Origin of the sequence: Oceanihabitans sp. 2_MG-2023 (genome assembly GCF_030547245.1) — a bacterium.
Lineage (GTDB): Bacteria > Bacteroidota > Bacteroidia > Flavobacteriales > Flavobacteriaceae > Oceanihabitans.
In genome coordinates this window covers 492961-509186 of the sequence record NZ_JAUOQT010000003.1, presented here as the reverse complement: position 1 = coordinate 509186, position 16226 = coordinate 492961, and the positions used below count along the sequence as shown (strand labels likewise).

Here is a 16226-nt window from a genome sequence, read left to right as displayed (position 1 = left end):
TAACTAAAATTTAAATACATGAAACGTATAATTACTCTCACATTATTTTTGTTAATATCTATGACTTCTTTTGCGCAAGATTTATATGATATAAATACTATTCAAACTATAGAAATAGAATTTGCAGAAAGCAATTGGGATGCTTTATTAGATGCAGAAAAGGCAGGAGATAATAATTACACAGAAGCTACCTCTGTTACTATTAATGGCACTGTTTTTAATCAAGTTGGTGTTAAATATAAAGGGAATAGCTCTTATAGTGCCAATCAAACAAAGAATCCATTCCATATCGAATTGGATACTTATATCGATCAAGATTACCAAGGCTATAAAGATATTAAGTTAGCAAATGTGATTTTTGATCCATCTTTTGTTAGAGAAACAGTGGCTTATAATATTATAAACCAATATATGGATGCCCCGCAAGCGAATTATGCAAACGTTTATGTAAATGGTACCTTGATTGGTTTATATACTAATACAGAGGCAATTACTAAAACATTTGTAGACAAGCATTTTGGTTCTAAAGACAATGCTTTTTTTAGTTGTAGTCCACCGGATGGAGCAGGGCCACAATCTACAAGTTTACCTAACTTAGAATACTTAGGGACTAATTCTTCAAGTTATGATGATGCATATGAGATTAAGTCGGATGATGATACAGATCCTACAATAGCAGAAGCACATTGGAATGATTTAATAGAATTAACAAGTATATTAGATAGTGATATTACAAATATTGAAAATGTGATAGATGTAGATATGGCGTTATGGATGTTAGCACTAGATAATGTATTGGTAAACCTAGATAGTTATATCGGTCAGTTTAAACAGAACTATTATTTATACAAAGATGATAATGAACAATTTAATTCTGTAATATGGGATTTAAATATGTCTTTTGGAGTTTTTAGCATGACAGGGGAAACATCTAGTGGACCGGGAGGGCCAGGTGGACCGGGAGGACCAGGACAGACAGGAACTTTGAATTCTACCACAGAGAAAGCAGAATTAGATCATCTATTACATGAAAACGATGCTAACTTTCCTTTGTTTTCTAAGCTAATGGAAGTGCCAAAATATAAAAGAATGTATTTAGCACATTACAAAACTATTTTAACAGAGAACATTAGTAATTCGAACTACTTAACATTAGCAAACGACTATCAAGCAATTATTGCAACTGCAGTTGCAGCTGATACTAATAAGTTTTATACAGATGCACAATTTACTGGTAATATTAATACGGATTATAATGTAGGCGGAAATACTGCTCCAGGATTAACAAATTTAATGGCAGCAAGAAGTAGTTATTTATTAACCGAAACAGATTTTACAAATACACAACCTACTATTAGTAGTGTTATACCTTCAGATTCTGCACCTTTAATAGGAGATACTATAACAATTACGGGTTCTGTTACAGATACAAATACGGATGCCGTTTATTTAGGCTATAGAACAGATGAAACGATGCCATTTACAAAAGTTTTGATGTATGATGATGGCGCACATAACGATGGTGCTTCAGGAGATAACAACTATGGTGTTGCTGTAACAATAGATACAGATTACATGCAATATTATATATATGCTGAAAATAATAATATTGGAGCTTTTTCACCAGCAAGAGCCGAATATGAGTTTCACTCTATTGAAGCAACTTATTTAACATTAACACCTGGAGATTTAGTAATTAATGAAATTATGGCATCTAATGTGGCAACCGTTACAGATCAAGATGGCGAATATGATGATTGGTTAGAATTGTATAATAATAGTTCGGAAACCTTAAGCTTAGACAATCTGTATTTATCGGATGATCCAGAGGATTTGTTAGTGTGGCAATTTCCTTCCGGTTTAACAATAGCACCAGATAGTTACTTAATTGTTTGGTGTGATAAAGATGATGATCAAGATGGTTTACATGCAGATTTAAAGTTTTCATCTGGTGGAGAAAGTGCTATATTATCTTATGCAGATGGAACTGTAATAGAGAATATTACATTTGGATCGCAAACCGATGATATGGGCTATGCAAGAGTACCAAACGGAACAGGAGAATTTATTATTCAAGAACCAACGTATGCAGCAAATAATGAAACAGTAGATACCAGTTACCCTACATTAACCCCTGGAGATTTAGTAATTAATGAGATTATGGCATCTAATGAAACTACCGTTACAGATCAAGATGGGGAATATGAGGATTGGTTAGAGTTATATAATAATAGCTCAGAAACCTTAAGTTTAGATAATTTGTATTTATCAGATGATCCGAATGATTTATTGGTTTGGGCATTTCCTACTGGTTTAACAATAGCGCCAGATAGTTATTTAATTGTTTGGTGTGATAAAGATTTAGATCAAGACGGTTTACATGCAGATATTAAGTTTTCGTCTGGAGGCGAAAGTGCCATTTTATCGTATACAGATGGTACCATAATAGAGAATATTACTTTTGGTGAGCAAACCGATGATATGGGGTATGCAAGAATACCAAACGGTACAGGTGATTTTGCTATTCAATTACCAACTTACAACGCTAATAATGAATCTTTATCTATAGATGAAGTAGATTTTAGTAATCATTTAAAGTATTACCCAAATCCTACAAATAATATAGTAACGATAGTTAATGGTGCTTATACTATTGAAAATATTGAAGTATATAATATTCAAGGTCAATTATTACTAGAAAATAAGTATGTAAATGCGAATACGCTAGTAGTAGACTTTTCTAATTTTTCAAAAGGAATGTATTTAATACATATTAATAATAGTAGTATTTTAAAAATCATGAAAAATTAGAAGTACCGCTTAGCGTCTTTATCCTAAAATAGATGTTATATTTTGATTAATAGCAGGAAAGGCTTTATGATTATGTCATAAAGCTTTTCTATTTTTATAGAAAATTGATATTTATGAAAAAAGCAATATGTTTTATTGTATTCACTATTTTAGTAATAGGAATTGGAGGTTGTGGTATAAAAAATAAATACGAACCTGTATCCAAACCAATACTTGAAAATTTTTCGAAGGTAGAAATGGAAACTCTTTTGCAAGATGCTAGTTTAAATGTTAGGGCTATCGATATTAATGAAGGTAATGTAGTTGCAGCGACTTCTAATGGAGAAATTTATAGAAGTATTTTAGAGGATATGAATAATTTCGAAGAAGCTAATTATTTTTCAGAATTAGAGGATTCTATAAAAAACAACTTTAGATCTATTGCTTTTCAAGCGGATAAAACATTCTCATTATCTATAGCAAGTCCAGCAAGATTGTATAATGAAGGAGAGTTAGTTTATCAAGAAAATCACCCAAAAGTATTTTATGATGCCTTAGATTTCTGGAACGACCAAGAAGGTATTGCCATTGGTGATCCTACAGATGATTGTATGAGTATTATTATTACACGTGATGGAGGCAATACTTGGAGTAAAATATCTTGTAACGATTTACCAAAGGCTAAAGTAGGAGAAGCAGCTTTTGCAGCAAGTGATACAAACATAGCGATAGTTGGAAACAAAACTTGGGTTGCAACAGGAGGAAAGGCAAGCAGAATTTTATTCTCACCAGATAAAGGAAAGACTTGGGAAGTTTTTGAAACGCCTATAATACAAGGTTTGGAAACTACAGGAATTTATTCTGTTGCTTTTTATGATGAAGATAACGGTTTTGCTATTGGAGGTGATTATACCAAAGCAGCAGATAGCTCTGCTAATAAAATAAGAACTCAAGATGGAGGAAAAACATGGCAGTTAGTAGCTCCAAATAAAAGTCCGGGGTACAGAAGTTGTGTACAGTACATGCCAAATAGTAGTGCTAGAGTATTAGTAGCAGTTGGTTTTAAAGGAATCGATATTAGTAACGATGCAGGAAATACTTGGAAACATTTAAGTGATGAAGGTTTTTATACGCTCCGTTTTTTAAATGACAGTATTGCCTATGCAGCAGGAGCAGGACGTATTAGTAAATTAAGTTTTAAAGAATAGATGTACACAAAAAAACAGCCAATGTATGTTGCAATTGGCTGTTTAAATGTATTAAAAAGAAAAGTTCTAGTTTTTTGAATCGTTTCTTTTTTTGTATTCATTAAACATTTTTCGTTTAAAGTTATCTTCAGTATTTTTTAATAGTAAGGTTTTTTTTGCAGAAAGTACTTTTCTTAATGCCAACTTATATTTATCGTTAATGTTATTTCGTTTTAAGTTTAATGCTTCCATTTCATCTAATAACTTCTGTGCTTCATTTTCAGATAAAGTTTCAAAATTAATATCTCTTTTCTTACTGTGATATTCACTTCTTATATTTTGAATTTGCTCTTCGTACGTATTATACACTGGCCAAAATTTCTCAGCTTCGGTGGTTGATAAATTTAAGTTTTCTGTAATATAAGCCACTTTTAAAGCTTTTATTTTATCTTCTCTTTCTTTTCTGTCGTTTTGTGAAAAAGTAGTAACAGAAAGAAATAATATAAATAATGTAATAATTGATTTTTTCATTGCTATTGTTTTATTCTGTATATAAGTCGTTTATTTCTAGGTTGTTATTTAGGTATTCTTGCATTGCTTCGTCAGAAAAACTAATAGTATTAAAATCTTCTTCTAAAAGGTCAACGTTGGTAAATAAAGATGCTAAATCATCGGTGCTATAATCTTCATTAAGTATGTAGTTCTCTACTGTTTCAAGAGATAAAGAGTCATAAGTTGCTTTTGTGTTTATATTCGAAAGGTTAAATAGTAGTGCAATTACAGCTGCAATACTAGATATATATATGATATTTCTTTTACTAAATAACGGGATTACTTTTACAGATTCTTCCTTATGAACCTTTGTTAAAATAGTATCTTCTACATTTTTTAAATAACCTTTTGGTATCGTGAATCCAGATTTAGTAACTTTCTCTTTCAACTTCGCTTGACTTAATATAGACGCTTCAAAGTTTTCCAAATAATTTTTTGGAACTTTAAAACCGGATTCTTGTATGCTTTTTAAATCTTTATTCATCACAATTTTTAGACTCTTTTTTTTTATAAAGGTTTAATTGTTACTTATTTATTAGTTAAATAGTTTTCAATTTTTTTAACAGCGATATGGTAGGATGCTTTTAAGGCACCTTCACTGGTTTCTAAAATTTCGGACATTTCACTGTATTTTAAATCTTGAAAATATTTCATATTAAATACTAGTCTTTGTTTTTCGGGAAGTGTTGCAATGGCTTGCTGTAATTTTAATTGTATTTCATTGCCTTCAAAATAAACATCTGACTGTAAATTATTAATCGCTAGCGTTTGTGTTTCTTCGTTAGTAATCTGTAATCTTTTTGCGTTTTTATTTATATGTGTTATAGCTTCATTAGTCGCTATTCTATACATCCAGGAGTAAATTTTACTGTCTCCTTTAAAATTATCTATATTTTTAAAAACTTTAATAAACGTATTTTGTAGTACGTCATCTGTATCATCATGAGATTTTACTATATGACGAATATGCCAGTATAAACGCTCTTTGTATTGCGAAACCAACTCTTTAAAAGCTTGTTCTTTAGAGGTTTTAGATTTTAATTGTTGTAAAAAAACGGTTTCGTTTAGCACAGCATTAGATTAGTTATCATTTATTAGACTTATTAATTTACAAAAAGTTTAAAATCGACACAAATTTTTTAATTAACTGAAAAATACTTGATTTTTTTTATTTTTACATGTTATTGAAAATCAATGTGATACAGTTTAAATCATCGATAAAACGCGTGATTTACAAGTTGAAATGCATTTTTTTTTGGTTTGTATATTTATTTACTATATATTTACACCATCAAACCTACTTAATGTTAGTCGCCCCAAGTCTAACATAAACAAAAAAAAAGCTAGAAGAAATTCTAGCTTTTTTTATTTAAATATTTTAATTCTACTCAAAGCTTTGCATTTCTACAAGCTTATTATAAACGCCGTTTTTATTCATTAATTCTTTATGTGTTCCTTGTTCTGCTATTTCTCCTTTTTGCATCACTAAAATTTGATCCGCATTTTGAATGGTAGAAAGTCTATGTGCTATTACAATGGAGGTTCTGTTTTTCATCATGTTTTCTAATGCCACTTGCACTAAACGTTCGCTTTCTGTGTCTAAAGCAGAAGTTGCTTCATCTAGAATCATAATTGGCGGATTCTTTAAAACTGCTCGTGCTATACTTAAACGTTGTTTTTGTCCGCCAGAGAGTTTTCCGCCAGAATCACCTATATTGGTTTCTATGCCTTTAGGTAGGTTTTTAACAAATTCCCATGCATTTGCAATTTTTAAAGCTTCAATAACTTCATCCTCTGAAGCATTTGGGTTTCCTATTAATATATTGTTTTTTACGGTTTCATTAAATAAGATAGAATCTTGCGTTACTAAACCAATTAAGCTTCTTAAAGATTTTTTGGTAAGGTTTCTAATGTCTTCTCCATCTATAGATATGTTTCCTTCGTTTACATCATAAAAACGAGTAACAAGATTAGCAATGGTCGATTTACCACTTCCAGATTGTCCAACAAGAGCAATCGTCTTTCCTTTTGGTACGTTAACGGTAAAGTTTTTAAGCACTAAATCTTCTTCATATTTAAAGGAAATATTATTAATAGTTATAGCTTTTGTGAAATCGGTTTTAATAATGGCTTTTGGTTTGTCTTCAAGAAGGGAAGGTGTTTCAATGATTTCTAATACACGATCTGCTGCAGCATTACCAGCTTTTACTTTATAACTAGCTTTGCTAATTGCTTTTGCAGGTGTTAAAATTTGGTATGCTAGAGCCATGTAGGTAATAAAAGCTCCACCGGAAAGGCTCTTGTCTATTAAAACCATGCTTCCTCCATACCATAATAATGCAGCAATAGTTGCGATACCTAAAAATTCACTTGCAGGTGAAGCTAAATTTTGTCGGTTTAATAAGGTATTTGAATAATTATAGAATCTATTCGTAGATTCTTGAAATTTAGTATTGAAGCGATCTTCGGCATTAAAACCTTTTATTACTTTTAAGCCACTTAATGTCTCTTCTAATGTAGATAAAAACACACCCTGTTCTTGTTGAACTCTTCCAGATTTTTTCTTTAAGCTTTTTCCTATTCTAGAAATTATTAATCCAGCAACAGGAATAAAAACAAACACAAAAATGGTGAGTTTCATAGAAATGGTAAACATGGTTACAATTGCAAATACAATGGTTAATGGCTCTTTTACTATTAGTTCTAGAACAGCTAACAAGGAGTTTTTTACCTCATTAACATCACCAGAAATACGAGCTATAATATCTCCTTTTTTCTTTTCAGAATAATAAGAAATAGGTAAGGTTAGTACTTTATTGTAAATAGAATCTCTTAAATCTTTTAAAACACCATTTCTTAAAAATGTTATAAAAAATAGGGCGAGATAATTGAAGATATTCTTGAGTAAAAACAAACTTATGATTAAAATAATCATATATAACAAAGTTTGTTGAGGTCCTTCGTTTTCGTTCGTTGTTGTTACAAAATAATTTAAATAATCTTCTCCATAGGATTTAATTTCTGTAATTCCTTGATAAACAGGTTTGGTGTTTAATTTTTTAGTTTCCCCAAATAATACATTTATCATTGGCATTAAAGACACCATTGCTAAGGTGCTAAATAATGCGTAGAGTACATTAAAGAAAATATTGAGGTAACCGTATTTTTTATACGGAATTATAAATTGAGAGATCTTTTTTAAATAATCCATTAATTAAGTTGCAAATCTTTAATGATTGCTTCTATCTTATTTTTCAATTTTTGTTCCGTAGCCTCAAATGCTGACACATTGTCTAGGCTAGTGTTTACACTAATATAGAATTTAATTTTAGGCTCAGTTCCACTTGGTCTTAATGCTATTTTACTTCCATCTTCTGTATAATATATTAATACATTAGATTTAGGAACGTCGATGGTTGTTTCTTTACCAGAGATTACATCTTTAGTTGTAGATAATTGGTAATCTTCAATTTTAGTAACTTTAGATCCATTTACTTCTTTTAAAGGATTTTCGCGCGCATCAATCATCATTTGTTTAATTTCTTGCGCACCTTCTATTCCTTTTTTAGTTAAAGAGATTAAATGTTCTTTATACATACCATGTTTTACATATAATTTAATTAATTCTTGGTATAATGAGCTTCCATTAGCTTTTGCTTGTGCTGCAATTTCTATAGCCAATAAAGAGGATGTATTTGCATCTTTATCTCTAACAAAATCACCTACCATATAGCCAAAGCTTTCTTCACCACCACCAATAAAATCTTGGTTTGGGAAGTCTTTAATCATTTTAGCGATCCACTTAAAGCCAGTTAAAACAATTTTACAATCTGTATTGTAAGATTTTGCTAATGCAGCAACCATTGGTGTAGAAACGATGGTTGTAGCAATAAACTCTTTACCATTTAATTTGTTACTGTCTTTCCATTGTTTTAGTAGGAAATCGGTCATTAAAACCATAGTTTGATTTCCGTTTAGAATAATCATTTTACCGTCTAAATCTCTAACAGCAACACCAAGTCTATCTGCGTCTGGATCTGTACCAATTACAATATCGGCATTTGTTTTGTCTGCTAATTCTAAAGCCATTTTTAAAGCTTCAGGTTCTTCTGGATTTGGAGATTTAACGGTTGGGAAATCACCATTTGGTACCCGTTGTTCTTCCACAACATGAACGTTTTTATACCCTGCTCTTTCTAATGTGTCTGGAAAAAGTGTGATAGAAGTACCGTGTAAGGATGTAAATACAATGTTTAAATCGTCTTTCGCTTTCGCGGAAGTTTCAAAGCTTCCATTTTTAATGGATGCATCAATAAATACATCATCGACTTCTTTACCAATATATTTTATTAGCTCTTCGTTTGCTTTAAATTTAATTTCCGCATAATCTAGATTATTAATTTCTTTAATTATTTCGGAGTCTTGTGGCGGAACTAGTTGTCCTCCATCTTGCCAATATACTTTATAACCATTGTATTCTGGTGGGTTATGAGATGCTGTTAATACAATACCACTATGACAATTTAAGTGTTTTAATGCAAAGGAAAGTTCTGGAGTAGGACGTAAGTCTTCAAATAAAAATACTTCAATATTATTAGCCGAAAAAACATCCGCTACGACTTTTGCAAGTGTTTTACTGTTGTGTCTACAATCGAAGGCTATTGCAACTTTAAGTTTTTCTCCAGGAAATGCTTGGTGTAGGTAGTTACTTATACCTTGTGTATTTCTACCTAGCGTAAATTTGTTAATTCTGTTGGTGCCAATCCCCATGATGCCACGCATTCCTCCTGTACCAAATTCTAAATCTTTATAAAAAGCTTCTTTAAGTTCTTTTGGATTGGTAGCAATTAAGTCTTTAATATATGTTTGAGTATCCGCATCAAATGCAGGTGTTAACCATTTGTTTACTCTGTTTAATAATTCTGGTTCTATGTGTATCATATTATAAAGTAATTGTTTGTGTAAAAATACGGAAATACTAAAAGTTAAAGATTAAATAGCCGTTAAATTAATTTCCTCTTTAATTAAGTATCTTTTTTTATCTGATTTTGTTCTTAAAATAATTTCTCCTAAAAAGCCAGCTACAAAAAATTGTGTGCCAATAATCATGGTGACCAAAGAAATGTAAAACTGAGGTCTTTCGGTGATTAGTCTTCCTGTAGGATTTAAATATAGTTTGTCTATGCCTAAATATATAGCAAAAGCAAATCCAATAGCAAACATTAAAAAACCTAAAGCACCAAAGAGATGCATTGGTCTTTTTCCAAATCTGGATAAAAACCAAATAGTAATTAAATCTAGAAAACCATGAATAAATCGATCCATACCAAATTTGGTTTCGCCATATTTTCTAGCTTGATGTTGCACTATTTTTTCGCCAATTTTTGTAAAACCAGCATTTTTTGAAAGTACCGGGATATAGCGATGCATTTCACCGTTTACATCAATGTTTTTTACTACATTATTATGATATGCTTTTAAACCACAATTAAAATCATGAAGAGAAACTCCTGAAGTTTTTCTAGCAGCCCAATTAAATAGTTTAGATGGTAAATTTTTAGAAATTACAGAATCATAACGCTTCTTTTTCCATCCAGAAACGAGATCGAACCCATCTTTAACTATCATGTTATATAGTTCTGGTATTTCATTAGGATTGTCCTGTAAATCGGCATCCATTGTAATAACAACGCTACCTTCTGCTTTTTCAAAACCAGCATGTAATGCTTGTGATTTCCCAAAATTTTTCAAGAATCTAATGCCTTTTACATTAGTATCTTTTTGTGATAGTTGTGAAATAATTTTCCAAGAATCATCTGTACTACCATCATCTATAAAAATGATTTCATAAGAAAAATGATTGGATTGCATAACTTTTGCAATCCAATCATGTAATTCTGTTAAAGATTCTTGTTCGTTAAGTAGTGGTATGACTACTGATATGTTCATGTATTATGCTTCTTTTTTCATTACTAGCCCACCAATTAGAGAATAAATTAAGCCAAAAAATGCACTTAAAGCAATCCAAAAGGCACTTCCTAATAAAGGGTTGGAGAATTTTTCAATCATTACCATTTGTTGATCTACTAGTTCTTCCGTTAAATTCGGATTTTCTAAAAGTTTATCTCTTGTTGCTTCCATTGCTAAACCTTGAAATTCTGGATCTATTAAATAGTTAAAAATTAGTCCGTAAACAGCAAATATTAGTGCGCTTATTACAGCAATTAATAAACCAACTTTAATAGCTTGCCCTAAGCTTAAAATATTAGCGTTACTTTTTTTATATTGACTAATTGCATAAATAATTATGGCAGGAAAAATAACGTAGTAAATGTACATTGGCCATTGTACTCCTTCCAGTTGCAAGCCTGTTACATACATTATTACTGCAATTAATATTAAAATTAACCCTAGTACTAATCCGTAATTTTTAGCAAAACTCCCTACTGATTCATTTTGTGTTTCCATAATATGTTTTTTGATTTTTTAGTTTATAGAAAGTTAGTAAACAAATATAACAAAACGTTACATTTTATTCCCACGAAAGTGAAAATCTTAATAAAATTAAGCAAAAGAAAGTATTAATAGTATCTTTGTTGCAGCCATTATTTTTACAATGGAATATTTTAATTAAATAATTTTTAAAAAAAGTATTGTGCATTAGTAAAATTTACTTAAATTTGCACCTCGAAAATAGTTAAGATAATAAAGCATTTAGCGATGAAAAAAGGAATACATCCAGAAAATTATAGATTAGTAGCATTTAAAGACATGTCAAATGAAGATGTTTTTTTAACTAAATCTACAGCAAATACGTCAGAAACATTAGAAGTTGATGGTGTTGAATATCCATTAATAAAAATGGAGATTTCTAGAACATCTCATCCATTTTATACTGGTAAATCTAAATTAGTAGATACTGCTGGTCGTATTGATAAGTTTAAAACTAAATATGCTAAGTTTAAAAAATAATTTAGCTTATAAATATTTAATTAAAGCCTTTCAAAATATTGAAAGGCTTTTTTGTTTTTAATATTTAGATTACTTTTGAATTAATCAAAAAATAGATTTAATAAGAGTAAAGAACTTTTATCATTTAACATTTAACTTTCCGTTTTATCATGAATTATATTCTTTTTGATGGCCCTTCTCGAAACCAACTATTGCCATTTACCTATACTAGACCAGTTGCCGATATTCGCATAGGTATTTTAACCATTAGAGAAAAATGGGAAAAACATTTAGGATCTACCACTACTACAATTACTGAAGATTATTTATCTGAAAAATACCCAATGGTAGAAATGGAAAAAAATATAATGATAAATGCATCCTATCTTCCAGATTATGAGTTGGTTGAGTTGATTAAAAACTTAGAAGAAAACCAAGCCATTTTTAATGGCGAAGAAGTTATTGCTTTTTTTACAAAAGAAGCACAAGAAGATATAGATTTAAGTACTTACGAAGCAATTGAGTATGATCAAGAAGTTTTAAAAATTGAAAATACTTGGGATATTTTTTCTAAAAATGGAGAAGCAATTCAAGAAGATTTTGAGCTTTTAACCAACGGAAGAAAATCGCAGCCAATACCTAGTTCTAATAGTATAATTGCTGCAGAAAATATTTTTATTGAAGAAGGCGCAAAACTAGAATTTGCAACTTTAAATGCTAGTTCTGGTCCAATTTATATTGGAGAAGATGCAGAGATTATGGAAGGAAGCCTTATTCGTGGTCCTTTTGCGCTATGCAATCATGCTACCGTTAAATTAGGAGCAAAAATCTATGGACCAACAACAGTTGGACCACACAGTAAAGTAGGTGGTGAAGTGAATAACTCTGTCCTTTTTGGTTATTCTAATAAAGGACATGATGGTTTTTTAGGAAATTCGGTACTAGGCGAATGGTGTAATCTAGGAGCAGATAGCAATAATTCGAATTTGAAAAATAATTATGCAGAAGTGCGATTATGGAGTTTCGAAACGGAAGGTTTTGCTAAAACTGGTTTGCAGTTTTGCGGATTGATGATGGGGGATCACAGTAAATGTGGTATAAATACCATGTTTAATACTGGCACAGTTGTTGGAGTTTGTGCTAATATCTTTGGAAGCGGTTTTCCAAGAAATTTTGTGCCAAGCTTTTCTTGGGGAGGAAATAGTGGTTTTACAACATATTTAACTAAAAAAGCTTTTGAAGTTGCTAAAGTAGTTATGTCTAGAAGAAACATTGATTTTACCGAAACGGATGAAGCAATTTTAGAACATGTTTTTAACGATACCCAAAAGTGGCGAAGTAATTATTAGTTTTTGATTTTTTTATAATTTATGAAAAATATATTTTGGTTTTGTTTTTTAATGCTTTTTTGCATTTGTTTTAAAGGGTATGCGCAAAAGGATACGATTAAAATTGTTAATCTTAACGTTAATGATGAAAATACTCATTTTGGAGTATCTTATTTAGAGGGTAATAAAATAGTTTTCACATCTAATTTATTAAACAAAAGAGGAAAGCAACAAATGCTTAATGATACTCCGTTAGTAACTTTATATCAAGGAGAAATTGGTAATAATGGTGATATTATTAATGTTTTACCTTTACCTAATAAGTTAAGTGATGCAGCTTTTAATATGTCTGCTTCGACTTTTTATACTTCAGATAAAAAATATATAGTTATTACTACCAATGTATATAATAAAGAAAGAAAAGCAAATTTATCTCAGAAAGCTTCCAGATTAAGAATCGAAATAGGAGAATACATAGAAGGTATTGGTTGGACAAACTTTAAAGTGCCAAGCTTTTGTAAACCAAACTCTTCTTATGGTCATCCTACAATTAGTCCAGATGGTAAGTTTATGTATTTTGTTTCTACAATGCGTGGGACTTTAGGAGGGACAGATATTTTTAGAGTTGCCATACATGAAAATAATGTTTTTGGAAAACCAGAAAATGTAGGGCCTAAGGTAAACACTAGAAAAAAAGAGCTTTTTCCATTTATAGCAAAAGATAATACATTATATTTTTCTTCGAATAGACCAAAAGGAAAAGGGCAATTGGATATTTATAAAAGCGAAATGCTAGAAGATGGTACTTATAGTGAAGCGCAATTACTTGATGGACCAATAAATTCTAGGTTCGATGATTATAGTTTTATGATTAAGGATGATTTAAAAACTGGTTATTTTACTTCTACAAGACCTAAAGGCAAAGGTGGAGATGATTTGTATTATTTTATCAAGGAATAATTATTTTGAGAATAGCTTCATCTAATACATTTTTTTTATTTAAGTTTTATTTTTTTTACATTGTAAAACATGCATTTTTTTTCTTAATTTGCTTAAAACTAAATTCCCTCAAAATTTAACTCCCAATATATAATTATGTTTATTTTTAAGAATAAACGCATATTTTCAGTACTGTATTTTTCTATTCTATTATTAGATATAATATTGAAATTAAATATAGATACAATTTCATTTAGGTTAATTACAAAACCTTTTTTAATGATATCTCTTCTAGTCTATTATATCATTAATCATAAGGAGAAGTCTAAAAATAAGTTTTTATTTATGATTATCGCTTTATCTCTTTTTTTGGTTGGAGATATCCTTTTTATATTCAAGAATATTAGTGTTTTATTTACTTTAGGAATGTTTAGTTTTGTACTAGGAAAGCTGTTTTTTGCATTTAAATTTTCAAATCAAAATGACTTTAAACTAATAAAGCTATTTCCTATATTGAGTTTCTGTTTTATTTATATTCTAATTATATTAAATATTGTGTATGATAAATTAGAAGGATATTTTTTTCCAGTATTATTTTATCTATTTGTAGCGATGTTAGTATTGCAATTTGCTTATCTAAGAAAATCAGAAGTAGATAGAAAAAGTTATCTAATAGTTGGATTAGGAGTATTGTTTTCTGTTTTTTCAGATTCCATTTCTGTTTTACATGTATTTTACTCTGAAGGAATTTTTTATGAAAAAGTAACAGTTATTTTACTCTATGGCATTTCACAGTATTTAATAGTAACAGGCATCGTTTCCGAAAAAATAATAAAAAAAAACAAGAACCTATATGAAGATAACATTTTAGAAATCTAATAGTTAATCTATTTTCTTAACACGCTTTAAGTCTAGCATGTTAATAGGGTTTATGCCTAAATCATATACATTTTTTCTTGTAAAACGAATAACTTCATCATAAAACATAGTAATAACAGGTGATTCTTGCATGATTAGAGAATCCATTTTTGTATATAAATTTTCTCTTTTAATAGTGTTTGTTTCTGTAAAAGCTTCTGTATACCAAATATCAAATTGTTCCTTTTTAAAATGAGTATAGTTAGGTCCATTTGGTGCAAAATTCTTACTGTAAAATAAAGAAAGATAATTTTCTGCATCTGGATAATCGGCAACCCAACTCGCTCTAAACATATCTGTTTTTCCATTAGCCTTTGCTTCTTTTAAAGCAGAAGCAGGAACCACATCGACAATAATATTTAATCCTGTTTTTTTTAATTCCCTTTGTATATATTCACAAAAACTTAAATAATTACTAGTTGTAGTAAGTGTTATTTCTGGATTTTTATTTCCTGTTTTATTAATGTATTGTACTACTAAATCTCTAGCTTTTTCGGGTTGGTAATTATAACCTATGGTTACATTATAGCCAGGAAGCCCTTTTGGTATAAAGCCTCCATTAGCAGGAATACCAATACCGTTTCTTAAATAGGTCATCATTTTTTCTCTGTCAAAACCATAATTTACAGCTTGTCTAAGTAATTTCGATTGTATTTCATTTGCATCACTTTCCATATAAAAACCAAGATATTCTGTGTTTAAGTAGGGACCACGAATCATGTTTACAGCATTAATATACATATCCCGAAGATTTCCAGTAGCAGTTAATATTTCATCTTTATAAGAAGCGTCTAATCCAGAAACAAAATCAATGTTTCCTTGAGCGAATTGTAAAAACTCACTTTGTTTATCTGGTAAAAAAGTGATAGCTATAGCTTCTAAATAAGGTAAGTTATTTCCGTTGGTGTCCTTTTCAAAATAATTAGTATTCTTTCTATAAACTAGTTTTATATTTTCTTCCCATCGTTTAAATACAAATGGACCAGTTCCTATTGGATTTGCTCTAAAATCACTTCCATAATGTTCTACGATTTCTTTAGGTACTACAGAGCAATATTTCATGGTAAGTAATCCTAAAAAAGCAGGAAAAGGTTGTTTTAACTGCATTTGAAAAACAGAATCGTTTATCGCTTTAAAATGTGCCACTTTATTTAACACCCAACTTCCAGATGAAGCTACTTTTTTATCTGTCAATCGGTTTAAGCTGTACTCAAAATCACTAGCAATTACTTTTCTAGTAGAATCTTTTCCAAAAAGCTTATGTTTATGAAAATACACATCATCTCTAAGTAAAAAGGAGTAGGTGAGAGCATCTTTAGAAACAGTCCAGCTTTTAGCAATACATGGCTCCACGTTTAATGCATCATCCATTTGTACCAAACCATTAAAAAGTTGATTAGTTGCCCAAATATCTGCGTTGTCTTTTGCAAAAGCAGGATCTAAAGAACCAATGTTTTTATGTTCATTATATCTAAATACATTACCCTTTTCTTTGTTTTTAGAACCGCAACTAACTAGAAGTAGCAAAATTAGATAGTAATATTTCATTTAAAAGTAGTAA

General features: G+C 30.0%; 14 protein-coding genes. 6 read left to right on the top strand and 8 right to left on the bottom strand.

Translation table 11 applies throughout. The annotated features are described in order from the left end of the window. Positions 1-18 precede the first annotated feature (18 nt). Together Q4512_RS08985 and Q4512_RS08980 are read left to right on the top strand one after the other, a co-directional pair. Complete coding sequence (locus Q4512_RS08985) at positions 19-2811, top strand: CotH kinase family protein (RefSeq protein WP_303423945.1); 2793 nt, start codon at positions 19-21, stop codon at positions 2809-2811. 113 nt (positions 2812-2924) lie between these two features. Beyond that, the gene (locus Q4512_RS08980; protein WP_303423944.1) at positions 2925-3998 is read left to right on the top strand and encodes an oxidoreductase; all 1074 of its coding nucleotides are present in this window, start codon (positions 2925-2927) and stop codon (positions 3996-3998) included. Between the two features lie 66 nt (positions 3999-4064). Here Q4512_RS08980 and Q4512_RS08975 read toward each other — a convergent pair whose 3' ends face one another. From Q4512_RS08975 to Q4512_RS08945, 7 genes are all read right to left on the bottom strand, one after another. Further along, complete coding sequence (locus tag Q4512_RS08975) at positions 4065-4508, bottom strand: sensor of ECF-type sigma factor (RefSeq protein ID WP_303423943.1); 444 nt, start codon at positions 4506-4508, stop codon at positions 4065-4067. 10 nt (positions 4509-4518) lie between these two features. Next, positions 4519-5013, bottom strand: coding sequence for a hypothetical protein (locus Q4512_RS08970; protein WP_303423942.1), 495 nt, complete (start codon positions 5011-5013; stop codon positions 4519-4521). A gap of 44 nt (positions 5014-5057) precedes the next feature. Then, positions 5058-5600 carry an RNA polymerase sigma factor gene (locus tag Q4512_RS08965; RefSeq protein WP_303423941.1) on the bottom strand — a complete coding sequence of 181 codons (543 nt, stop codon included), beginning with the start codon at positions 5598-5600 and terminating at the stop codon, positions 5058-5060. 313 nt (positions 5601-5913) lie between these two features. Beyond that, the gene (locus Q4512_RS08960) at positions 5914-7740 is read right to left on the bottom strand and encodes an ABC transporter ATP-binding protein (protein ID WP_303423940.1); all 1827 of its coding nucleotides are present in this window, start codon (positions 7738-7740) and stop codon (positions 5914-5916) included. Continuing rightward, complete coding sequence (locus Q4512_RS08955; protein ID WP_303423939.1) at positions 7740-9470, bottom strand: phospho-sugar mutase; 1731 nt, start codon at positions 9468-9470, stop codon at positions 7740-7742. The genes Q4512_RS08960 and Q4512_RS08955 overlap by 1 nt, the downstream gene beginning before the upstream one ends. Before the next feature lie 51 nt (positions 9471-9521). Further along, on the bottom strand, positions 9522-10478 hold the full coding sequence (locus tag Q4512_RS08950; RefSeq protein WP_303423938.1) for a glycosyltransferase family 2 protein: 957 nt from the start codon (positions 10476-10478) through the stop codon (positions 9522-9524). Positions 10479-10481: 3 nt separating this feature from the next. Continuing rightward, a complete protein-coding gene (locus Q4512_RS08945; protein ID WP_303423937.1) occupies positions 10482-10997 on the bottom strand; it encodes a DUF4199 domain-containing protein in 516 nt (171 codons plus the stop codon). A gap of 252 nt (positions 10998-11249) precedes the next feature. Between Q4512_RS08945 and Q4512_RS08940 the strand changes: the two genes are divergently transcribed. The 4 genes from Q4512_RS08940 (at position 11250) to Q4512_RS08925 (ending at position 14626) form a co-directional block, all read left to right on the top strand. Continuing rightward, on the top strand, positions 11250-11501 hold the full coding sequence (locus tag Q4512_RS08940) for a type B 50S ribosomal protein L31 (RefSeq protein ID WP_303423936.1): 252 nt from the start codon (positions 11250-11252) through the stop codon (positions 11499-11501). Between the two features lie 149 nt (positions 11502-11650). Continuing rightward, positions 11651-12829 carry a GlmU family protein gene (locus tag Q4512_RS08935; protein ID WP_303423935.1) on the top strand — a complete coding sequence of 393 codons (1179 nt, stop codon included), beginning with the start codon at positions 11651-11653 and terminating at the stop codon, positions 12827-12829. Between the two features lie 21 nt (positions 12830-12850). Continuing rightward, positions 12851-13768 carry a hypothetical protein gene (locus tag Q4512_RS08930; protein WP_303423934.1) on the top strand — a complete coding sequence of 306 codons (918 nt, stop codon included), beginning with the start codon at positions 12851-12853 and terminating at the stop codon, positions 13766-13768. A gap of 135 nt (positions 13769-13903) precedes the next feature. Continuing rightward, complete coding sequence (locus Q4512_RS08925) at positions 13904-14626, top strand: lysoplasmalogenase family protein (RefSeq protein ID WP_303423933.1); 723 nt, start codon at positions 13904-13906, stop codon at positions 14624-14626. A 3-nt stretch (positions 14627-14629) separates the two neighbouring features. Here Q4512_RS08925 and Q4512_RS08920 read toward each other — a convergent pair whose 3' ends face one another. Next, entirely contained in the window at positions 14630-16213 is a 1584-nt protein-coding gene (locus tag Q4512_RS08920; RefSeq protein WP_303423932.1) for an ABC transporter substrate-binding protein, read from the bottom strand. Between the last annotated feature and the right edge of the window lie 13 nt (positions 16214-16226).